26 protein-coding genes and 1 tRNA gene are annotated in these 20833 nt (G+C 68.3%); 15 read left to right on the plus strand and 12 right to left on the minus strand.

Features of this window, described 5'->3' with window-relative positions; genetic code table 11:
- Positions 1-3 precede the first annotated feature (3 nt).
- From CEF10_RS12635 to CEF10_RS12660, 6 genes are all read left to right on the plus strand, one after another.
- The gene (locus tag CEF10_RS12635; RefSeq protein ID WP_101068533.1) at positions 4-549 is read left to right on the plus strand and encodes a 6,7-dimethyl-8-ribityllumazine synthase; all 546 of its coding nucleotides are present in this window, start codon (positions 4-6) and stop codon (positions 547-549) included.
- On the plus strand, positions 546-1031 hold the full coding sequence (gene nusB / locus CEF10_RS12640) for a transcription antitermination factor NusB (RefSeq protein ID WP_101068534.1): 486 nt from the start codon (positions 546-548) through the stop codon (positions 1029-1031). Before CEF10_RS12635 ends, nusB begins: the two co-directional genes overlap by 4 nt.
- Positions 1032-1163: 132 nt before the next feature.
- Positions 1164-1499 carry a hypothetical protein gene (locus CEF10_RS12645; RefSeq protein ID WP_101068535.1) on the plus strand — a complete coding sequence of 112 codons (336 nt, stop codon included), beginning with the start codon at positions 1164-1166 and terminating at the stop codon, positions 1497-1499.
- 296 nt (positions 1500-1795) lie between these two features.
- On the plus strand, positions 1796-2209 hold the full coding sequence (locus CEF10_RS12650) for an MbcA/ParS/Xre antitoxin family protein (protein WP_198586196.1): 414 nt from the start codon (positions 1796-1798) through the stop codon (positions 2207-2209).
- Positions 2203-2901, plus strand: coding sequence for an RES family NAD+ phosphorylase (locus tag CEF10_RS12655; protein ID WP_101068536.1), 699 nt, complete (start codon positions 2203-2205; stop codon positions 2899-2901). Before CEF10_RS12650 ends, CEF10_RS12655 begins: the two co-directional genes overlap by 7 nt.
- A 494-nt stretch (positions 2902-3395) precedes the next feature.
- Positions 3396-3839, plus strand: coding sequence for an MmcB family DNA repair protein (locus CEF10_RS12660; RefSeq protein WP_232796501.1), 444 nt, complete (start codon positions 3396-3398; stop codon positions 3837-3839).
- On the opposite strand, the gene CEF10_RS12665 is transcribed toward CEF10_RS12660, so the two are convergent.
- Positions 3834-4022 carry a DUF6324 family protein gene (locus CEF10_RS12665; protein WP_101068537.1) on the minus strand — a complete coding sequence of 63 codons (189 nt, stop codon included), beginning with the start codon at positions 4020-4022 and terminating at the stop codon, positions 3834-3836. The two genes, CEF10_RS12660 and CEF10_RS12665, sit on opposite strands and share 6 nt — an antisense overlap.
- A 78-nt stretch (positions 4023-4100) precedes the next feature.
- Between CEF10_RS12665 and CEF10_RS12670 the strand changes: the two genes are divergently transcribed.
- Entirely contained in the window at positions 4101-4583 is a 483-nt protein-coding gene (locus CEF10_RS12670) for a GNAT family N-acetyltransferase (protein ID WP_101068538.1), read from the plus strand.
- Positions 4584-4627: 44 nt separating this feature from the next.
- Positions 4628-4704: transfer RNA gene (locus CEF10_RS12675), tRNA-His, on the plus strand.
- A gap of 42 nt (positions 4705-4746) precedes the next feature.
- On the opposite strand, the gene CEF10_RS12680 is transcribed toward CEF10_RS12675, so the two are convergent.
- Entirely contained in the window at positions 4747-4968 is a 222-nt protein-coding gene (locus tag CEF10_RS12680; protein WP_101068539.1) for a hypothetical protein, read from the minus strand.
- 225 nt (positions 4969-5193) lie between these two features.
- Between CEF10_RS12680 and CEF10_RS12685 the strand changes: the two genes are divergently transcribed.
- On the plus strand, positions 5194-5610 hold the full coding sequence (locus CEF10_RS12685; protein WP_157933026.1) for a CBS domain-containing protein: 417 nt from the start codon (positions 5194-5196) through the stop codon (positions 5608-5610).
- A gap of 17 nt (positions 5611-5627) precedes the next feature.
- Here CEF10_RS12685 and CEF10_RS12690 read toward each other — a convergent pair whose 3' ends face one another.
- Positions 5628-6440 carry a Crp/Fnr family transcriptional regulator gene (locus CEF10_RS12690; RefSeq protein ID WP_198586197.1) on the minus strand — a complete coding sequence of 271 codons (813 nt, stop codon included), beginning with the start codon at positions 6438-6440 and terminating at the stop codon, positions 5628-5630.
- Between the two features lie 288 nt (positions 6441-6728).
- The gene (locus CEF10_RS12695; protein ID WP_101068542.1) at positions 6729-7022 is read right to left on the minus strand and encodes a DUF6476 family protein; all 294 of its coding nucleotides are present in this window, start codon (positions 7020-7022) and stop codon (positions 6729-6731) included.
- On the opposite strand from CEF10_RS12695, the gene CEF10_RS12700 reads away from it, so the two are divergent.
- The 4 genes from CEF10_RS12700 (at position 7021) to CEF10_RS12715 (ending at position 10746) form a co-directional block, all read left to right on the plus strand.
- A complete protein-coding gene (locus CEF10_RS12700; protein ID WP_101068543.1) occupies positions 7021-8046 on the plus strand; it encodes an RluA family pseudouridine synthase in 1026 nt (341 codons plus the stop codon). The genes CEF10_RS12695 and CEF10_RS12700 overlap by 2 nt on opposite strands.
- Positions 8047-8338: 292 nt before the next feature.
- Positions 8339-9235 (plus strand): RNA polymerase sigma factor RpoH, encoded by an 897-nt coding sequence (gene rpoH / locus CEF10_RS12705; RefSeq protein ID WP_101068544.1) that lies wholly within the window; start codon positions 8339-8341, stop codon positions 9233-9235.
- Positions 9236-9400: 165 nt separating this feature from the next.
- A complete protein-coding gene (locus CEF10_RS12710; protein ID WP_232796502.1) occupies positions 9401-10417 on the plus strand; it encodes an alpha/beta hydrolase in 1017 nt (338 codons plus the stop codon).
- 59 nt (positions 10418-10476) lie between these two features.
- A complete protein-coding gene (locus CEF10_RS12715) occupies positions 10477-10746 on the plus strand; it encodes a DksA/TraR family C4-type zinc finger protein (RefSeq protein ID WP_101068545.1) in 270 nt (89 codons plus the stop codon).
- A 6-nt stretch (positions 10747-10752) separates the two neighbouring features.
- Here CEF10_RS12715 and CEF10_RS12720 read toward each other — a convergent pair whose 3' ends face one another.
- From CEF10_RS12720 to CEF10_RS12745, 6 genes are all read right to left on the minus strand, one after another.
- Positions 10753-11028 carry an amphi-Trp domain-containing protein gene (locus CEF10_RS12720; RefSeq protein ID WP_101068609.1) on the minus strand — a complete coding sequence of 92 codons (276 nt, stop codon included), beginning with the start codon at positions 11026-11028 and terminating at the stop codon, positions 10753-10755.
- A 150-nt stretch (positions 11029-11178) separates the two neighbouring features.
- A complete protein-coding gene (locus CEF10_RS12725; RefSeq protein WP_101068546.1) occupies positions 11179-12999 on the minus strand; it encodes a M3 family oligoendopeptidase in 1821 nt (606 codons plus the stop codon).
- 153 nt (positions 13000-13152) lie between these two features.
- Entirely contained in the window at positions 13153-14055 is a 903-nt protein-coding gene (locus tag CEF10_RS12730) for a DMT family transporter (RefSeq protein ID WP_101068547.1), read from the minus strand.
- Positions 14056-14097: 42 nt separating this feature from the next.
- Entirely contained in the window at positions 14098-15693 is a 1596-nt protein-coding gene (locus CEF10_RS12735) for an ATP-dependent DNA ligase (RefSeq protein ID WP_101068548.1), read from the minus strand.
- Between the two features lie 64 nt (positions 15694-15757).
- Positions 15758-16762 (minus strand): hypothetical protein, encoded by a 1005-nt coding sequence (locus tag CEF10_RS12740; protein ID WP_101068549.1) that lies wholly within the window; start codon positions 16760-16762, stop codon positions 15758-15760.
- A gap of 70 nt (positions 16763-16832) precedes the next feature.
- Entirely contained in the window at positions 16833-17852 is a 1020-nt protein-coding gene (locus CEF10_RS12745) for a ligase-associated DNA damage response exonuclease (RefSeq protein WP_101068550.1), read from the minus strand.
- 102 nt (positions 17853-17954) lie between these two features.
- Here CEF10_RS12745 and CEF10_RS12750 point away from each other — a divergent pair, with 102 nt between their 5' ends.
- Positions 17955-18785: a fumarylacetoacetate hydrolase family protein gene (locus tag CEF10_RS12750; RefSeq protein ID WP_101068551.1), complete on the plus strand. Its 831-nt coding sequence runs from the start codon at positions 17955-17957 to the stop codon at positions 18783-18785.
- A 98-nt stretch (positions 18786-18883) separates the two neighbouring features.
- Here the strand turns inward: CEF10_RS12750 and CEF10_RS12755 are convergent, their stop codons facing one another.
- Positions 18884-19867: an alpha/beta fold hydrolase gene (locus CEF10_RS12755; protein WP_101068552.1), complete on the minus strand. Its 984-nt coding sequence runs from the start codon at positions 19865-19867 to the stop codon at positions 18884-18886.
- Positions 19868-19870: 3 nt separating this feature from the next.
- Positions 19871-20161 carry an SCP2 sterol-binding domain-containing protein gene (locus CEF10_RS12760; RefSeq protein WP_101068553.1) on the minus strand — a complete coding sequence of 97 codons (291 nt, stop codon included), beginning with the start codon at positions 20159-20161 and terminating at the stop codon, positions 19871-19873.
- 137 nt (positions 20162-20298) lie between these two features.
- Here CEF10_RS12760 and CEF10_RS12765 point away from each other — a divergent pair, with 137 nt between their 5' ends.
- Positions 20299-20817 carry a tetratricopeptide repeat protein gene (locus tag CEF10_RS12765; RefSeq protein WP_232796503.1) on the plus strand — a complete coding sequence of 173 codons (519 nt, stop codon included), beginning with the start codon at positions 20299-20301 and terminating at the stop codon, positions 20815-20817.
- Positions 20818-20833 lie beyond the last annotated feature (16 nt).

Here is a 20833-nt window from a genome sequence, read left to right on the forward strand (position 1 = left end):
GACATGGCCGAGACCGAATACAGCCTGCCGCGCCCCGCCTTCGATTCGCCGGTGAAGCTGCTCGTGGCGGTCGCACCGTTCTACCGCGATATCGCCGACAACCTGATTTCCGGCGCCGCGGCCGAGATCGAGGCCACGGGCGCCACCCACGAGACGGTGGAGGTGCCCGGCGCGCTGGAACTTCCGGCGGCGATCGGAATGGCCGAGCGGCTCTCGAATTTCGATGGCTACGTGGCGCTGGGCTGCGTGATCCGGGGCGAAACCACCCATTACGAGACAGTGTGCAACGACAGTTCGCGCGGGCTGATGCTGCTGGGGTTGCAGGGGCTGTGCATCGGCAACGGCATCCTCACGGTCGAAAACCGCGCCCAGGCCGAGGCGCGTGCCGATCCTGAGCGGATGAACAAGGGCGCGGGTGCGGCGGCGGCGGCCTTGCATCTGATCGCGCTTGCCCGTAAGTGGGGCGGCCGGCGCGAGGGCGTGGGCTTCAAGCCCGCGGCCGAGGAATACCGCATCGCCGGCGAACTCAAGGACACGCCCAAGGCATGACGACCCCCGACCCCCAGATATCGGGCAACGCGCGGCGGCGGATGCGCTCGGCCGCGCGCCTCTACGCGGTGCAGGCGCTTTTCCAGATGGAGCATTCCGGCCAGAGCGTGGACGCGGTGCGCCGCGAATTCCTGCATCACCGGTTCGGTGCCGAGTTGGACGATGACACCGAGATGGCCGATGGCGACGTCGACCTTTTCGGCCGGCTGCTTGACGACGCCGTGAACCGGCAGGCGATGATCGACCAGATGACCGATCGCGCGCTGGTGGCCCGCTGGCGGATCGACCGGATCGATCCGACGCTGCGCGCCCTGTTCCGCGCCGCCGGCGCCGAACTGGTGGAAACCGAAACGCCGCCGCGGGTCGTCATCATGGAGTACATCGACATCGCCAAGAGCTTCTACCCCGAGGGACAGGAGGTGAAGCTGGTGAACGCGGTGCTTGACCACATGGCGCGCGAGGCGAAACCGGAAGCGTTCTGAGCCGCCACCTTGCAGCACGGGTCGTTCGGCGCCCGCGTCGAATTGTCGGGGGCGGCGGCGGTGTGCCGCCGATGCTCTTGAGATATCCTGTCCCTGAGATATCTTTCGTCCAAACGATAGGGAGTCGTCGCCATGCCCAAGCTCATACGCCTTTACATCACCCATGTCGCGATCGGGTTCGCGATCGCGGCGGCCTTCGTGGGCATGTTGCTTTACCTGAACGTGGCCAACCTGTGGCATCTGGTGACGCACACCGAGCAGGGGATCCTGGCCGTCGCGATCCTGTGGTTCGCCAACGGCATCGTGTTCGCCGGCGTTCAGTTCGGCATTGCCGTCATGCGCCTGAAGGACGATGACGACAACGACGACGACGGCGGCAAGCGCATGGGCGAGATGGTGCGCCAGCACGCCACCATCCCCGTTCGCGCCGACGAGGGCGACCAGCGCGCGAGCTGGCTCAAGCGCTGAGCGTCGCCGGACGTAAGCCGGCAACATGCAGACATTCCACGGGGGCGCCGCGGGCAAGCCCTTCACTTTAGAGTGGGCGTTATGTGGTTATGATGCCCATATTTGGATTAGAATAAGGTTGCTCCGTCAAACTATTGAGTGATGCTCTAAAAAACTGGTGGCGATTCCGATATGTGGCTGACTTTCTGATTCTTTTTCTGGACCAGCCTCTCCATACGGTCCAGCGGGAGACATTTCTTTAGGCTCGACTTGCCGTTTGGCAAAAAACAAATATATTATTGCCAAAGGAGGCGCCTATGGACATGCAACTCGTCACCCCGACCCGCGCAACGCCCGACACGCCTGCGATCACCGACGACGAGGCGGCTGCACTGGCGCGAACAACCGTCAACCTGTTCCGGGCTTGGCAGCTCACCGATGCCGAGGCCTGCACGCTCCTCGGCGGCATGGCCAAGCGGACCTGGGCGCGCTGGAAGGACGGGCAGATCGGCCGGATCGACCGCGACCTGAGGATGCGGATGGCCCTGCTCATGGGCATCCACAAGGGGCTTCGCTACCTTTTCCGCGATCCCGAGCGCGGCTATGCATGGATCCGCAAGCCCAACGCCGCCTTCGAGGGCCGCTCGGCGCTTGATGTCATGCTCCGCGGCGAAATGACGGACCTGATCGCCCTGCGCGACTGGCTGAACGCTGAACGCGGCGCATGGTGAGCGGTGCCGCGACCCCTGTCCGGGTCGACTGGCCGCAGACCTACCGGATCATCCGCGCGATCTACCCGCCGATCGACCTTTTCGAGGACATCGCCGATCCCGCGGACTGGGAGGCGATCACGGTCGCCGACGCCAAGGTGAACGGGGCGATGAGCGCTGCCGTTGGCGATCTGTCGAAGGTGCCCGTGGCCCGCCGCGTCGCCGGGGCCGGCGCGAGCTGGGTCATGGCGCCCTTCGTCCACTGCTCGACCCTGCGGCCGGGCCGGTTCACCGACGGTAGCTACGGCATCTACTACGCCGGTGACAGCGAGACGGTGGCCTTGGCTGAGACCATCCATCATCACCAGGTTATGATGGCGGCCACCGCGGAGGCGCCCGGCTGGACCTCGGATTTCCGCGTTCTCGTCGGATCTATCGACCGTGATCTCGACGATGTCGATGCCGTTCCGGGCGTCCGGGACCCGGTGAATTACGGGCCCTCGCAGATCGAGGGTGCCGCGCTCCGCGCCGCCGGGAGCGACGGCGTCACCTGGGAAAGCGTTCGTCACCCGGGCGGCCGCTGCATCGGCGTGTTCTGGCCGGATGTCGTCACCATTCCGGTACAGGGCGCGCATTACATGTACCACTGGGACGGGACGCGCGTGGATCGGATCTGGAAGCACGACACCCGCGAACTCTTCAATATCGTTTGAGATGGACGTCGCTATGTACCGGTGACCGTCGAAGGTTCTCGCAAGAACCTCCAAATCTCGTGGTCTTCGATTTTAGACCCGTAATGCGCTCGCGAAAAAATCTTCGCGCGGAGACAAGCTCTGGGCAACGTGCTAACACATTGCCCAGTATGACATTTTTCCGAAGCGTTCCTGTATCGTTCCTAATATAGCCACTCTAAAGAGAACGGCTGGGCGCCGCGGGCGCCCCTTTTTCGTTTGTCGCATGAAGGAAGGGTGTGGCGGGCCCGCACGCAACCGTCCGGTTCGCTCATTCCCGAGGACCTGCATGCACAGGTGGGCGCCGGTATAACCAGACCACGGCCTGGACAGAGCCAGCTCCCTCGGTTTTGTCTAAGGCCAGCGGAATGCAACCTTGCACGGGAAGGGCAGAACCCGCCACTGCCCTACCTAGTCCCCGCGCGGACGGGCGGCAAGGGGGTTGCACACGTTCGCCTTTCGTTCATATTCGGGCCATGAGCGAGCCCAACGGAGCAAACCTGATGCCCGGCCAGCGTCTGGCCCGGGGGGTCTGCCGGCATCTTGCCGAGCTCGATTTCGCCTGCATCGAGGAATTCGCGCCCGAGCGCGGCAAGCGCGTGGATGTCATGGCGCTGGGGCCGCGCGGCGAGTTGTGGGTCATCGAGTGCAAGTCCGGCCGGGCCGATTTCCGCGCCGACGCCAAATGGCAGGGTTACCTCGACTGGTGCGACCGGTTCTTCTGGGCCGTGGATGCCGATTTTCCCGCCGAGCTTCTGCCGGCGGAAACAGGTCTTATCGTCGCCGACGGTTTCGGCGCGGAAATCCTGCGCATGGCGCCCGAATCAAGACTGGCGGGCGCCCGGCGCGGCGCGCTCACGCGCCGGTTCGCGCGGCATGCGGCGCGGCGGCTGCAGGGGTTGCGCGACCCGGGATCATGACGAGCGTTTTCTCGCGGTTTGCGCGGCGGCGGTGATCTCGCCGGCGATTTCCTCGGCCTCTTCGGGCGTGAAATCCATCGGGATCTCGACGCCGCCTGATTCGACGTAGAGACGCACCATGCCGCGGTCGGTCGGCCCGATCTGCAGGTTGGCCTCGGAATCGCTTTGCTTGTCTATGCCCATCGGCGGTCTCCCTAATGCAGACGGTCGGGTATCCGGTTCCCCCTTGCTTGGCAAGCACCCGCGCTGTTTGCTGGACGCATGGAGGGTGTTTCGCTGCGACCTTACCGCCCCGGCGACGCGGGCTGGATCACGCGCCAGCACGGGCATCTCTATGCCCGCGAGGAAGGCTTCGACGGAAGTTTCGCGCCAATGGTGGCGGGCATTCTTCGCGATTTCGAGTCCAACCACGACCCTGACTGCGAACGTGGTTGGGTGGCCGTGCGCGACGCCCGTCGGCTGGGCTGCATCTTCTGCGTGCGGGACGCGCCGGGGATGGCCAGGCTGCGGCTGTTCCTCGTGGTGCCTCGGGCACGCAATACCGGCCTTGGTCGCCGGCTGCTGCAGACCTGCACGGGGTTCGCGCGCGCGGCCGGCTATGACAGGATGCGGCTTTGGACGCATGAAAGCCACCGGGCGGCCTGCCGGCTCTACCGCCGCACCGGCTGGCGGCTGATGACGTCTGTCCCCGTGCGCGCTTTCGGCATCGATCTGGTCGAGCAAAGCTGGGAAATCGACCTGTAACAGACTTGCATTCGCGCGCCGCGGGGGATAAATCGCCGGTCAGTGCCGCCTTAGCTCAGTAGGTTAGAGCGCTTGATTGTGGATCAAGAGGTCCCCCGTTCGAGCCGGGGAGGCGGTACCATCTCCCGATCACCGGTTGCGTCCCGCGCGAGGCTTGCCCGCGTCAGCCGTGCCGCCGGTCGACCAGTGCGCGCCGCAGCCGCGCCGCCGTCGACGGGGTGAGCCCGAAATACCGCGCGATTTCGCGGTCGGTGAGCCCGTAGTCGGTCATTGCCCGCAGGGTGGCCGCCGGCGCCGGGCCAAGCTTTTCAGCCAGCCGCCGGCGGCGCTGCGCGCCCCCGGGCACCAGCGGCAGGTTCAGCGTTTGCTGAAGTCGGTCCGTCACGACCCTCCTCCCTTGGCTGTGACAGAGCGCGCGGATGACCCGTGTGCGCGATTCCACCATGGCCTGCTATCCCGCGCCGTGCATTGATCGCGGTCAAGCGCGCCGACCATGACACCGGTCCATTATCGCAGATCAACGCGCCCCGCGCGATAAAAGGGTAACATGAACCATGTCGTGCCAGCCGGGTCGGGACATCGACAGGCGCAAGGACAAGGGGTTTTTTCGGTGCGTGTTTCGCAGATCATGACGCCCGAACCGTTGAGCGTATCGCTTGCCACCCCGGTCAGCGTGGTTGCGGGTGCCATGCGCGACGGGGGCGTGGGGGCCTTGCCGGTGATCGACGGCGGGCGCCTGGTGGGCATGGTCACGGACCGGGATGTCACGGTGCGGTGGGTGCCCGAGGCACCATCGGCGGCACGCGTTCCCGTCGAAACGGTGATGACCGTGGGCATGCGGCATTGCATCGTCGACCAGACGGTCGAGGCGGCCGCGGCGATCATGGGCGACAACCAGCTTCGGCGGCTGCCGGTGCTTGATCGGGCGGGGTGCTTTGTCGGCATGGTGTCTCTGGGCGATATCGCCGAGCATGCCAGCGAAAGGCTTGCCGGCGAAGCCTTGGGCGAGATCGTCGAACGGCGTTAGACGATGTTCGAGCGGGATCAGCCGCAGGCGGCCCGGCGCCGCTGTTCGGGCGTGGTGGGCGTGGTCGGTTCGGCCGTCGCGCCGGTGATCGTGCGCGACAACTGCGCGAGATCGACCTGCGAGATCCGAGCCAGGCCCTGCGGGTTGCGCAAACGAATATCCATGTGATCCCGGGTCGCGATCAGCCCGTCGCGTTCGAACCGGCGCAGCGTGCGGCACACGTGCACGGACGACAGCCCGGTGAATTCGCCAAGTCGCTGTTGGGTGAGCGGCAAGTGGAATTCGCTGTCCCGGTCCGAGGGCAGCATGCCCAGACGCAAGCCGAATTCCAGCAGCGCGTAGGCGATGCGCACCGCCGCGCTGCCACGCCCCAGTCGCAGCAGCCTCTCGCTGAACCTTGCGTGTGCCCTGTCCGCGCGCCGGGCCTGCAACGCGATGAAGTCCTCCGATACGCTGCGCAGCCTGCGCAACGCGCGCCTGTCGAAAACGGCAACGGTCGCATCACTCAGCGTCTCGACCTCGACAAGGGCGATGCTGCCGTCGGCGGAAGCCGTGAACGCGATGTCGCCGGGCAGGCAGATGTCGATGATCTGCGTTTCCCCGTTCTCCAGCGTCTTGGACTGGGCGATCCAGCCATCGAGCACGCACAGCACGGGGCAGGCGGAATCGCCTTCGCGAACGATCTCCGCGCCCGCCTCGAAATGCCGGGCATGGCCGGCGATCGCGCTGACGAGCGGATCATGCGCGCTGATATCCTCTTGCCCGAGAAAGCGCGCGGTGAAACGCAATATCCCCGGCCCTTTCTCCGGTTGGGTCCTTGTCGGTGCCATTTCCCCCCCCTTGAAGAATGGGCGTCCGAAATGTCTTGGCGTGAATACCTGCAGTCCGTCCGGGCTCCTATATCCCGGCACGGGCATCATCGACAGTGTATCATGATGATATTGCTGCCGTGCCGGCGGGAGATTTGATCCAGATCAAGGCGTTTGGATGCAGTCTGTGCCGCATGCTCCCCCGATTTCCTGCGGCGTGAAATACCGGGACAGCGCAGGCCTTTGAGTGCGCAACGGGGCGCAGGCCGCGTCGGCACGTTTTCGCTGATTCGCGGCTGGGTTGTGCCACTAATCGATTTGCACGCTCTGGCGCAAGCGTCCGGTGTCACGGTCGAAAACAAGAATCCGGTCGTCGCGCGTGACGACGGCATACCAGTCATCGCCCACGGTCACGGCCGTGGCCGCGACGCCCTCGGGAAGCTCGATGGCCTCGGGCAGGGGCGGCGCGCCCCCGGAGAAGCGGATGACAAACAACCCGATCAGCACTAGAAGCCCTAGGATCATCGTGCCGGTCAGCACCGTGACCAGCACCCGCAGGAATTTCACCGTGGCCGGGTCGACCGGCCGAGGGTTGTCGTCCATGGGTTCATCCCCCCTGTCCCTGCGGATCCAGGCCGATCCGCCACCCCGCCTTGATAAGGCGCTCGCCCGGGATGTGCCAGAGGCGGCGGCGCTGTCGCGCACGCGTCTGGCGCGTCTCGTTGCCGAGGGGGCCGTGCAGGTGAACGGGCAGGTGATCACCGATCCCAAGGCCCGCGTCACCGAAGGCGATCACGTCACGCTGGTGGTGCCCGAGGCTGCCGAAAGCCCGATCGCGGGAGAGGATATCACGCTCGGAGTCGTTCACGAGGACGCCGATTTGATCGTCGTGAACAAGCCCGCGGGGATGGTGGTGCATCCCGCGCCCGGCACGCCGGGCGGCACCTTGGTCAACGCGTTGCTGCACCACTGCGGCGACAGCCTGTCGGGGGTGGGCGGCACGCGGCGGCCGGGCATCGTGCATCGGATCGACAAGGACACCTCGGGCCTTCTGGTGGCTGCCAAGACCGACCGCGCGCACCACGGCCTGGCGGCGCAGTTCGCGCGCCACAGCGTCGACCGGGTCTATCGCGCCGTGGTGCACGGCGTGCCCGAACCCAATGATCCGCGCCTGCGCGGGCTGCGCGGCGTGTCGTTCGAAACGGGCGGCGTGCTTCGCATTGCCACCGGCCTGGCGCGTCACCGCACCGACCGGCAGCGCCAGGCGGTGGTCTTCGAGGGCGGGCGCGCCGCGGTGACCAGGGCACGCGTGCTTGAACGCTTCGGCGTGCCGCCGGCCTGCGCCCTTATGGAATGCTGGCTGGAGACGGGACGCACCCACCAGATCCGTGTGCACATGACGCACGCGGGGCACGGGCTGGTGGGGGATCCGATCTATGGCGGCCGGCGCAAACCCTCGGCCCGGGCGCTGGGCGAGGCCGCCAGCGCCGCCGTCGGCGCGTTTCCGCGGCAGGCGTTGCATGCGGCAGTCCTCGCCTTCGACCACCCGGTGACGGGCGCGCGGCTGCGCTTCGAGGCGCCGCTGCCCGAGGACATGTTGGCGCTGCTCCGGGCGTTGCGGGCTTGAGCGGTCCGTGCCCGGTCGACCCGCTTTTATGCAAATGATCGGACAATACGCCAAAGAATGTGTGTTCTCGTTCGTTGCAAGATGCGGAGAGGGTCGTCATTGTCAGGTCGGCCGCCGTCAGCCCGCGGCGTGCACAGTTGCGTGAGGCGGGTTTCGCCAGCGCCGGTTTCCCGTCAAGCTGGGTGAAACGGGTGCCGCATCGGGTGAACTGAACTGTTCAGGTTCTTGAAAACAGAATTTGCGTCATTACGTTCAAGTTAAACTGCGTAACATCGAAAGGGACAGGGAAACCATGAGCAACTATGCAAATCTTCCGGCACCGTCGCCCGAGGGCGGTCTCAACCGGTATTTGCAGGAGATCCGCAAGTTTCCTCTGCTCGAACCGGAAGAGGAATACATGCTGGCCAAGCGCTGGGCCGAGGAAAAGGATCCGGAGGCCGCGCACAGGATGGTCACCAGTCACCTGCGCCTGGCGGCCAAGATCGCCATGGGATACCGTGGTTACGGCCTGCCGCAGGCCGAGGTGATCTCGGAGGCCAACGTCGGGCTGATGCAGGCCGTCAAACGCTTCGACCCGGAGAAGGGATTCCGGCTGGCGACCTACGCCATGTGGTGGATCCGTGCCAGCATCCAGGAATACATCCTGCGCAGCTGGAGCCTCGTGAAGCTCGGCACGACGAGCGCGCAGAAAAAGCTGTTCTTCAACCTGCGCAAGGCCAAGGCCAAGATCGGCGCGCTCGAGGAGGGCGACCTGCGCCCCGACAACGTCAAGCAGATCGCCCATGACCTGGGCGTGACCGAGGACGAGGTCATCAGCATGAACCGCCGCCTGTCGGGCAGCGACGCCTCGCTCAACGCCCCCGTCGGCGGTGAAGAGGACGGTTCGATGCAGTGGCAGGACTGGCTGGAGGACGAGCATGCCGACCAGGCCGCGGAGTACGAGGCGCGCGACGAGCTGGACGCCCGGCGCGAGCTTCTGGCCGAGGCGATGGACGTTCTCAACGAGCGCGAGAGCGATATCCTCACCCAGCGACGGCTGAAGGACAAGCCCGTCACGCTCGAAGATCTCAGCGCTCAGTACGACGTCAGCCGCGAACGCATTCGCCAGATCGAGGTCCGCGCCTTCGAGAAACTCCAGGACCGCATGCGCGAACTGGCCGATGAAAAAGGTCTGATGGCGCCCGCCTGACGTCTTGGTCCGCCGGCGGATTGCCTGTAACCTGCGCGCGAGTGTGCAGACATTCGTCCGGGCCGGCCCCTCGGGGACGCGACCGGGGCAGGCGAACGCGAGGCAAAGGACTTCATCGGCGTGCAGATCCGGCGGGGAACTGGCAGGGGTGCCACGGCTTTGCTCGTGGCGCTGGCGTTTCTTGTGGCGGCCTGTGCCCCGCCCCGTATCGCCAAGCTGGCGACGCCCGACCCCGCGGCGCAGGTGCAGAGCCTGTTCGTGGCCACCGAGCGGCGGCTCGACCAGGTGGGGCGCATATTCGGGCAGGACCGCTCAACGGAAATGCATTACGCGCGCGTGGACGTCTCGGTGCCGCCCGTGCACGAACCGGGCCGGATCGAATGGCCCGATCGCGGCCAACCCGCTGATCCTGCGCGCCATTTCGCCGTGACCGACTACGTCGTGCACGACCGGGTCGGCTCGTTCCGGCAGGCCTTGCGCGCCCGCCGCGACGGGACCGAGACGATGGTCTATGTCCACGGCTACAACAACACCCTGTCTGAGGCGATGTACCGGCTGGCCCAGATCCGCGCGGATTTCGAGCCGCCGATGCCCTCCGTCCTGTTCTCCTGGCCATCGGCGGGCGATCCGCGCGGCTATATCTATGATCGTGACAGCGTGCTGTTCGCGCGTGACGACCTCAAGGCGCTGCTGGGCGACCTGACGGCGGGGCAGGGGGAAAAGGTGTTCCTGCTGGCCCACTCCATGGGGGCGCACCTGGTGATGGAGGTCTTGCGCCAGGCTGCGATCGCCGGTGACCGTCGGCTGCTGAACCGGATCTCGGGCGTGGTGCTGATGTCGCCCGACATCGATCCCGACCTGTTCCGCCGGCAGGCCGAAGCGATCGGTGACCTGCCCCAGCCGTTCCTGATCTTCATTTCCGAGCGCGACCGGGTTCTCAACCTTGCCGCGCTGATCACCGGCCGCAAACCTCGGCTTGGCGGCATCACCGACCCGGCGGAGGTCGCGGGGCTGGATGTGCAGGTGGTCGATTTCACCGCGCTGTCGGAGGATAACGCGGCCAACCACGCGGTGCCCGTGACATCGCCCGCGGCGATCTCGGTGCTGCGGGGCATGATCGAGCAGGCCGCGCGAAACGCCACGGGCTTCGAGGAGTACATGCTGCTGCCCGCCCAGCCCTGACGCGCCCTTTGACGCCAAGCTGCGCGGCGCGATAGTCTGACCCGCGAAAGGAGACGACCATGGCCGGCGGATGGGCACGAGACGGTGCCGTGCACGAGCAGATCGAGGCGTCGGTGGAGGACGAGCTCAAGCGCCTGAAGGCGCGGTCCGGGCCACGGGGCGAAAGCCTGACGCATTGCGCCGAGTGCGAGGAGCCGATCCCCGAGGCGCGGCGGCAGGCGCTGCCCGGCGTGAAACTGTGCATCGAGTGCCAGCAGGAGCGCGACGGCGCCCGCGGCGCGCGCGGCGGCATCAACCGGCGCGGGTCCAAGGACAGCCAGCTGAAATAGGCGCGCCTATCCCAGTTCCAACGAGCTGGCAGGCGTCGTGCCGTCAAACCATTTCATTTCGACCTCGAGGCTGTGCTGAGTGCCCCGCCGGCGCTTTTCCTCATCCTCGACCTTGATCTCGAGCACCATCTGCCCGGGCAGATCCAGCGCCATTTCCTCTTCGCCCCGGCGAAGGGTGACCCGGCCGGAGTCCAGCCTGTCCGCGAGATCGCGCAGGAACGCGCCGACCTCCTGCCGGGATCTGGTTTCCTTGCTGCTGAACAGAACGGTCTCGCGGCCCATCTTGCCCTCCTCTTCCACGAACGCCCCGAAAGACGGTGCAGGAAACCGGGCGGCGATGTCGCAACCCGCCCGGCAGTGCGCTCGTCTTCCGATCTGGACGTGGGAAGGCGGGCGCCGCGTTCAAGGTCATGCGGCAAGATGCGGCACGTGTCAGCCTTCCATCGCCTCCAGCTCGTCGATCATCCGCGAGATCATCGACAGCCCCTTGTCCCAGAAGGCCGGGTCCGTCGCATCGAGGCCGAAGGGCGCGAGCAGCTCGGTGTGGTGCTTGGAGCCGCCGGCCTTGAGCATCTCGAAATACTTGTCCTCGAACCCGTCCGTGCCTTCCTCGTAGACAGCGTAGAGCGCGTTCACCAGCCCGTCACCGAAGGCGTAGGCATAGACGTAGAACGGCGAGTGGACGAAATGCGGGATGTAGGCCCAGAAGGTTTCGTAGCCGTCCATGAACTCGAACGCCGGCCCGAGGCTTTCGGCCTGCACCGACATCCACAGCGCGTTGATGTCGTCGGGCGTCAGCTCGCCCTCGCGGCGGGCGGCGTGAAGCTTGCACTCGAAATCGTAGAAGGCGATCTGGCGGACGACCGTGTTGATCATGTCCTCGACCTTGCCGGCCAGCAGCACCTTGCGTTCGGTTGCCGTCTCGGCATTGTCGAGCATGCGGCGGAAGGTCAGCATCTCGCCGAAGACGCTGGCGGTCTCGGCCAGCGTCAGCGGCGTGCTCGCCAGGAGTTCGCCCTGATCGGCCGCCAGCCGCTGGTGCACCCCGTGGCCCAGCTCGTGGGCGAGCGTCATCACGTCGCGCGGCTTGCCGAGGTAGTTGAGCATCACGTAGGGGTGCACGTCGGTCACGGTGGGATGCGCGAAGGCGCCGGGCGACTTGCCCGGTTTCACACCCGCGTCGATCCAGCCCTTGTCGAAGAAGGGCTCGGCCAGGTCGGCCATGCGCGGATCGAAGGCGCGATAGGCCGCGCTCACGGTTTCGCGGGCCGTGTCCCAGTCGACGGTCTTTGGATCCTCGATGGGCAGGGGCGCGTTGCGGTCCCAGACCTGCATCTTGTCGACGCCCAGCCACTTGCGCTTGAGCTCGTAATAACGGTGGCTCAGCCGCGGGTAGGCGGAGACGACCGCGTCGCGCAGCGCCTCGACGACCTCGGGCTCGACATCGTTTGCCAGGTGCCGCCCGGTCTGCGGGGTGGGCATGCCGCGCCAGCGGTCGATCACCTCCTTTTCCTTGGCAGAGGTGTTGTGCACGCGCGAGAAGGTGCGGATGTTGGCGCCGAAGACCCGCGCCAGTTCGCGCGCCGCGGCCTCGCGCCGGCCGCGGTCCGGGTCGGTCAGCAGGTTGAGGGTGGATTCAATGCCCATCTCCTCGCCGTCGATGGTGAAGGTCAGCCCGGCGATCGTTTCGTCGAACAGCCGCTCCCAGGCGTCACCGACGACGCCCATGTCGTGCAGGAACTTCTCCAGCTCGTCGGACAGCTGATAGGGCTTCATCGCGCGGATGCGGCGGATGACCGGCGCGTAGCGGGCCAGTTCCGCGTTCTCGTCGTACATGGCCTTCAGCCGCGCCTCGTCGAGGCGGTTGAGCTCGAGCGTGAAGAACACCAGCGGCGTGGTGTATTCGGTGATCTTCTCCTGGCAGTCGGACAGGAACTTGGCGCGGCCGCCATCGGTGGTGCACTGGTGATAGCGCAGCCCGGCGAACGACATGATCCGCCCCGCGACGGTGCTGATCCTCTCGTCGCGGCGGATGCATTCCAGCAGGCCGTCGGCGCCGAGGTCGTCCAGCTTGCCCTCGTAATCGGCGGCGAAATCCGCGCAGGCCTGTTTGAGCCAGTCGAGGTCGCGCTGAAGCTCCGGCGCGTCCTCGCCCTTGTAAAGATCGCTCAGGTCCCATTCGGGCAGGTTGCCCAGCTCCTCTTGGCCGGCGGTGGCGTTGGCGTCATGGACGGGGCGGGGCGTGTGCAACATGGGGTCCTCTCTCGCATTCGGGTCTGCCACAGATAGGTCCGGCGCGGGTGCGGGATCAAGCCCGGAACGTGTCGACCGCCCGGGATTCGCGGACACGGGCCGGCACGGGCGGACAGCCGGACAGGTGTCGACGCCGGCGGGCCGGCCGCCGCGCTAGCGTGGCGTTCCGCGGCGGCGCCGGGGCAGCGGCCAGACCTCGAGAAGCGCGGCCACCAGCACCAGCGCGCCGCCGGCGATCTCGGCCCGCCCCATCTGCTCGTCCGCCAGCCATGCCGCCGAGGCCGCGCCGACGAGAACCTCGGTCATCAGCAGGATGCCCACGCGCGCGGGTTCCAGCCGCGCGGTGGCCCACATCAACCCGGCCATCGACAGCCCCCACCACAGCCCGCCGGCGGCCAGCGCCCATCCGGCGCCAGCCCACAGCCCGGCCGGGTCCGGCCCGGCCGGCAGCGGCGCGAACAGCGGCACCAGCGCGGCCGCGCCCACGCAGGCGCCTGCCGCGAAGACGAAGGCGGCTTCGCCCGGCCCCAGCGGGGCCTTGGTGCGGATGCCCGTCGTGGCGACCGACCACAGCAACCCCGACAGCAGCGCCAGCCATTCGCCGGCGCCGCGGGGCAACGGCACGCCACCATCCGCACCCAGCATCACCGCCAGTCCGGCCATCCCCACCGCGATCGCCGCCAGCCGCAGCGGTGCGGCCGGCCAGCCCATCACGACCCGGCCGATCAGCGTGCTCCAGACGGGCGTGAGAAAGAACAGCAGGATCACGATCGCCACCCGCCCGTGGACGAAGGCGACCGAGTAAAGCACGAAGGCCGCCCCGCCGAGGGCGACCGCGGCCACGGCCATCCGGTCGGCCGCGGCAAGTTGCCGGCGCCGCGCCGCGGCCACGGGCGCCAGCAGCAACGCCGCGGCGGCGACGATGGCCAGCGTGCCCCAGGCGCCCGGCAGCGCGGTTTCCGCCAGCCGGCGCACCGGGATCCAGTAGAGCCCCCAGAGCGCGCCGGTGCCCAGCACGACGAGCGAGGCGGCAAGGCTCGTGCGGTTCGTCTGCATGGGGCCCGGATACCCGCCTTCGTGCGGCTTGGCAAAGCCCGCTCAGCCGTAGGCGGCCAGCATCTCGTGCAGGTGCTCCAGCGTGTCGGCCTCGGCCGCGCCCTTGTCGTGGCGCCAGCGGCTCATCCGGGGAAAGCGCAGGGCCACGCCCGACTTGTGGCGGCGGCTTTCCTGGATACCCTCGAAGGCGATCTCGAAGACATGCGCGGGGCGCACCTGTCGCACGGGGCCGAAGCGCTGCACGGTGTTGCGCCGCACCCACTGCGTGATCTCGCGGAACTCGGCGTCGGTCAGCCCGGAATAGGCCTTGGTGAAGGGCACGAGGTCATCGCCCGCGCGCACCGCGAAGGTGAAATCGGTGAACAGGTTGGCGCGGCGCCCGTGGCCCTGCTGGGCATAGATCAGCACCGCGTCGATCGTCAGCGGGTCGAGCTTCCATTTCCACCAGTCGCCTTTCCTGCGCCCGGCGTGGTAGGGGCTGTCGGCGCGCTTGAGCATCAGCCCCTCGGCCCGGCGCGCGCGGGCCGTGCCGCGCAGCGCGGCCAGATCCGCCCAGCTGTCGAAGGGTACCAACGGCGAGGGCCGCAGGGCCGCGTTTTCAGGCACCCGCGCCAGCACCTCGTCCAGCGCGGCCCGGCGTTCGGCTAGGGGCCGCGCGCGGATGTCGCGCCCCCCGAGTTCCAGCAGGTCGTAGGCCAGCAGGACCGCCGGCGCCTCGGCCAGCAGCGAACGGGGCACATGCTTGCGCCCGATGCGCTTTTGCAACGCGGCGAACGGCAGCGGCCCGTCGCCGGACCACGCCAGCACCTCGCCGTCGATGACCGTGCCATCGGGCAGCCAGTCCGCGGCGCCGGCGAACTCGGGGAAGCGGTCGGTCATCAGCTCCTCGCCGCGCGACCACAGGTGGTGCGCGCCGGCGCGGGCGATGAGTTGGCCGCGGATGCCGTCCCACTTCCACTCCGCGCGCCAGTCGTGCGGGGCGCCGAGGGCCTCCGGGCCCGTCTCGTCCAGCCCGTGGGCCAGGCAGAACGGGTAGGGGCGCGCGGTGTCGGCGACAGGGTCGTCGGCCTCGATCAGCGTGTGCCAGGTCGTGCTGTCCGGTGTCCAGTCGCCCATCAGGCGGTGGGCCAGCTCCGCCTCTTCGCGGCCGGTGGCCTGCGCCAGCGCGCGGGTCATCAGCTTGCGGCTGACGCCCACGCGGAAGCCGCCCGTGATCAGCTTGTTGAACACCAGCCGCTCCACGGGCGGCATCCGGTCCCAGGCATCGAGTACCGCCGCCTTGCGCGCGGCCTCGTCGGCGTCGTCGAGCGCGCGCAGCCGCCCGATCCAGGTGCTCAGCCCGTCGTCGTGCGACCGTGTCGGCGCGGGCAGCACCAGCGCGATGGTCTCGGCCAGGTCGCCCACGATCGGATAGCTTTCCTCGAACAGCCATAGTGGAATGCCCGCCCGCTCGGCCGCCCATTCGCGCAGGCGGGAGGTGGTGATCGCCCGGCGCGGCCGGCGGCCCGAGAACAGCGCGACGGTCCAGACCCGGTCCTCGGGCGGGGCCGCGCGGAAGTATTCCGCCAGCGCCTCGACCTTGGCGTTTGTCCGCGTCGTCTGGTCGACCGCGGTGAAGAGCCGTGCCAGTTGCCGCATCGCGCCACCCGCTGCGCCGCCCTGCGCGGCGACGCGGCAAAGGATGGCGCGCCGCGCCGCGCGGTCAAGCGGGCGCGGGGCCCGGTTCGCCGGCCGCGTCGTCGCTGCCGAAGGTCAGGTAGGCTTGCAGCTCCTGCCGGATCTCGGGGGCGAGTTCGTCGGAATGCAGGACGCGTGCGTAGAACAGCGTGAAATAGATCACCTTGACCGCCGTGACGACGCGCTTGAACGCCGACGACACCAGCTTGCCGAGGAAGATGCACACGAAGATCGGCAGCCAGTTGAACACCGTGTCCGCCGACCAGGGCAGGTAGCCGAAGGCCTCCGGCGGCAGCAGCTCGCCCAGTTCGCCGCCTTCGAAGGCGGCGGGCATGATCCCGCTGGCCCATGTGCCCAGCGCCACGCCGGCGAGGATCAGCAGGAAATAGAGCGGCGCCATGATTGTGGCCACCACGCGGCCCATGACGTCGATGCCGAAGACGCCCACCAGCGTCTCGGGCACGTTCTCGCGCGCGGCGCGCAGCTTGCCCATGCCGTCGCGGAACCCCACGCCGTCCACCGCGAAGGCGGGCAGCAGGAAATGGTTGACCAGGTCCCAGCCCTCGGTCATCGCGCCGAGGATCAGGTTGGTCAGGAACCCGTTGTTTTCCGAGTTGCTGCGCCGCCAGGCGATCCAGGCCGCCGCCATGTCCAGAAGCGCCAGGATGCGGATCTGCCCGCCCAGCTCACCGGCGCGCGCGGTTGCCTCGGGAAAGCTGCGGTCGCGGCCCGAGGCGGTCTCGAACACCAGCCAGCTCAGCGCCAGTTCCTGCCTGTTGAAATAGAAGAAGTGGTAGATGCCCACGCCCGCCCAGAGCAGCAGCAGGATGGTGCCGGTGCCGTTCGCCTCGACGACGTAGGCCGCGATCATGGCGAAGAAGAGCGTCACCAGGATCACCGAGAAGACGACCGTGCGGATCACGGGGGCGACGATGTCGAAATCGCGGCCCACGATGGTGACCGTGTGCTTGAGCAGATAGCCCATCTGCGAGAATCGCTCGCTCAGGCCCGGCTTGCGGAAACGTGTCATCGCTGTCCCTTTCTTCCTGTCGGCCCCTGCGGCCCGTCGCCGCGGAGCCTCGCCGGAAAGGGGCGTCGGATCAAGGGGGGGCTGACCCGGCCGGCGGCGCGCCTTCATCGAGCGTCTCGCCGGTGAACTCGGTGGGCACGATGCGGGCGTCGTATCCCCGGCTCGTCAGCCAGCGCGCGAAGATCTCGGTATAGCCGTGCGTGACATGCACCGATTGCGCGCCGGTTTCGGCGATGGCGCGGTTCAGGCCGGCCCAGTCGGCATGGTCCGAGATCACGAATCCTCGGTCGACCCCGCGGCGGCGCCGGACCCCGCGCAGGCACATCCAGCCGCTGGCGACCCCGGTCGAGGCGGGGCGGAACCGGCGCGCCCAGCCGGTCGAGAAGGCGCCGGGCGGCGCCAGGACCAGCGCGCCGGGATGGTCCTGGCGCCGCGTGCCGGGGGTGACGGGCACGGTGTCGGGCAGGGCCAGGCCCTGCGCGCGAAGCACGGCGTTGGTATTCTCGACCGCGCCGTGGGTCAGGACGGGGCCGATCGACGTGTCCAGCAGCGACAACACCCGCTGCGCCTTGCCCAGCGCGTAGGCACCCAGAAGGCTGAACCGGCCCGCGGCGGCGTTGGCGGCCCACCACGCGTTGATCTCGGCCGCGACCCCGGCCTGCGGCGGCCAGTCGAAGACGGGCAGGCCGAAGGTGCATTCGCTCACGAAGTGGTGGCAGCGCAGCGGCTCGAACGGCGCAGACAGCGCGTCGGCCTCGAGCTTGTAGTCGCCGGAGACGACCCAGACCTCGCCACCGACCTCAACCCGCACCTGCGCCGAGCCGGGCACGTGCCCGGCGGGGTGCAGCGACACGCGCGCCCCGCCGATCCGGCGGACCTCGCCGTAGGCCACAGTGTCGAGCGTTATCTCGCCCAGCCGGTGGCGCATCACCGGCGCGGCATCATCGGTCGCCAGGTAACGCGCGTGCCCCGGGCGGGCGTGGTCGGCATGCCCGTGAGTGATGACGGCGCGGTCCACCGGCTGCCAGGGGTCGACGAAGAAGTCGCCCGCCGGGCAGTAGATGCCGCGCTGCGTGAACTCCAGTACCATGCGTGCCACGATAGCCCGCCGCGGCCCGCCCGCCAGCCCCTTGCGGGCCGGCCCCGCGCGGCTATGCTGCGCAGCCGCAGGTCAGGACAAAGGGGACGGGCGATGAGATTTGCGAGATACGGGATGCCGGGGCAGGAGACGCCGGCGGTGCTGGACACGGCAGGCCGGCTGCGCGACCTGTCGGGCGTTGTGGACGACCTTGCCGGCCCGGTGCTGGGCGACCTGCCGCGCATCGACCCCGAAACGCTGCCCGAGGTGGCCGGCACGCCGCGCCTCGGCCCGCCGGTGGCCGGCGTGGGCAAGTTCATCGGCATCGGGTTGAACTATTCCGACCACGCGGCCGAAGCGGGGCTGGAACCGCCCGCCGAGCCGATCGTCTTCATGAAGGCGACCTCGTCGATCGTGGGGCCGGACGACGACGTGCTGCTGCCGCGCGGGTCGGAGAAATCCGACTGGGAGGTCGAGCTTGGCGTGGTGATCGGCCGCCACGCCAAGCACGTGCCGCAAGAGCGTGCGCTGGATCACGTGGCGGGGTACTGCATCGTCAACGACGTCTCCGAGCGCGCGCTGCAGGGCGAGGGCACCGGGCAGTGGACCAAGGGCAAGAGCTGCGACACATTCGGGCCGACGGGGCCGTGGCTGGTCACGCCCGATCAGGTCGGCGACCCGCAGGCGCTGGACCTCGCGCTCGATCTCAACGGCGAACGGATGCAGACCGGCAACAGCGCCGCGATGATCTTTTCCGTGGCGCGGATCGTTGCCTACCTGAGCAGGATGATGAGCCTGCACCCCGGCGACGTGATCGCGACCGGCACGCCGCCTGGCGTGGGCATGGGCCGCAGGCCACGGCGTTTCCTGAAGGAGGGTGACGAGATGCGGCTGAGCATCTCGGGTCTGGGCGAGCAGTGCCAGAGGGTCGGCCGCGAACCCTGAGCGGCCGTGCGGAGCGCCTGGCGGCGCGCACGATCCGTCGAACGGGGGGGCCGGCCCCCCGAACCCCCCCCGGAGTATTTCGGGCAAGATGAAACGTGTCAGGCGCCCTCTGCGGCCGGGGTGCCGGTTTGCGGCTGCGCGGCGTCGCCGTAATGCGCCGCCAGCATCTCGGCGGCGGCCGCCCGGGTATCCGGGCCTTCCATCAGGACCTCGTGCAGCGCGCCGTCGAGGATCTCCAGCCGGCCGCCAGGCCATGCGTCCATGCGTGCGCGGATGCGGTCCAGGTCGACGATCTCCTCGCCGTCGCCGGCGAGCGTCAGGCAGGGCAGGGCGGGCGACGGGCGGCGGGCGAGGTCGCGGGTTTCGATCAGCGCCTCGTGCAGCCATCGCAGGCTTGGGCCGCCCAGTGCCAGCTCGGGGTGCGCGCGGAGCTGGTCGATCATGAAGTCGTACATCCCGCGGTCGGTCGTCAGCTTGTTGGTCTCGAAGGGTTCCGACAGCACGTAGCTTTCCGAATCGGTGCCGGGGGCGTAAAGGTGATCGACGCCCAGCTGGCGCGTGCCCCAGGCCAGCGACCACGCCACCGGGCGGAGGGCCTGGGCCATGCGGATGCCCCACATCGGCCCGGTGAAGGAAGCCGAGGCCACGTCGAGCCCGGACATCGCCGCGCGCAGCCCGATCGCGCCGCCCATCGAATGGGCCAGCAGGTGCCACGGCCTCGGCATGCCGGCCGCCCCGGCCGCGGCGACCATCTCGGCGACGTCTTTCTGGTAGTCGGCGAAGCGATGCACGTGCCCCGACATCGCGTCCTCGACCAGACGGTCGGCGAGGCCCTGGCCGCGCCAATCGATCGCCATCACCGCGTAGCCCCGGGCGCCGAGGTCGCCCGCGGTGGGCCCGTATTTCTCGATGTATTCGGTCCTGCCGGGAAACAGCAGGACAGTGCCGCGCGGCCGTTCGGGCACCCATGCGCCGACGCGCAGGCGCACGCCGTCGGCGGCGCGCACCCACCAGGCGCGCCCGCCCGCGGGCGCGCAAGCCACCTCGTCGAACAGCGGGGCGGGATCGAGCGCCTCGGTCACCGGTCAGGCCAGCACGTTGCCGAGTTTCATGGCAAGGCCCATGTCGCCGTCCACGACCAGCTTGCCGGACATGAAGGCCGCGGTGGGGTCCATGTCGCCGCCGAGGATCGCCTCGAAGGTTTCGGCGTCGGCGGTCAGCGTGACGTCGGCCTCGCCGTCCTCCGCCCGCGCGCCGTCGCCGTCGAGCATGATCGCGCCCTCGCCCTCGATCACGAACTTGGCGGAGCCGTCGAAACCCTCTTCGCCCATCTTCTCGTTGAGGGCCTTGACCGCGGCCGTCACTACATCGCTCATCTGTCACTCCTTTGCGTTCGTGTTCGAATCGGCCGCGCCGGGGGCTTTCATTCCCCGCGTGCGGCGCTACATTCAAAGGCGTTATGGGCGCAGTAAAGCATAATCTCAAACGTGCCGTCGCGGCATTTCTCGCCGTCGTGCTCGCCGTGGCAATGGCCGGCCCCGCCGCGGCGGTGGACGAGGCGCGGCTCGACAAGCTCTTTGCGCGGCTGGAGCAGGCCGACCCCGGCGAGGCACGGCGAATCGCCAAGGAGATCGAGCTTGAACTGTCGAAATCCGGCTCGCCGGCGATGGACCTTCTGCTCAAGCGCGGACGCGACGCCCTGGAGGCCGGCGAGACCGGGGCGGCAATCGAACATCTGACCGCTCTGACCGACCACGTGCCGGACTTCGCGCAGGGATGGCACCTGCGTGCCATCGCCTTTGCCAAGAAGGATCTTTATGGCCCCGCGCTCGCGGACCTGGAGCGCGCGCTGGCGCTGCGGCCGCGGCACTTCGCGGCGCTTTACGGGCTGGGCACCATCCTCGGGGAGGTCGGACGCCCCGGGATGGCGCGCGAGGTCTTCGAGAAAGTCCTCTCTATACATCCGCATTTCAAGGACGTACCCAAGGCCCTGGAACGGCTGGACCGCCAGCGCGGCGGGGCCACGCTCTGACGGCAAGCGACGGAGC

Source organism: Roseovarius salinarum, from assembly GCF_002834145.1.
Lineage (GTDB): Bacteria > Pseudomonadota > Alphaproteobacteria > Rhodobacterales > Rhodobacteraceae > Roseovarius > Roseovarius salinarum.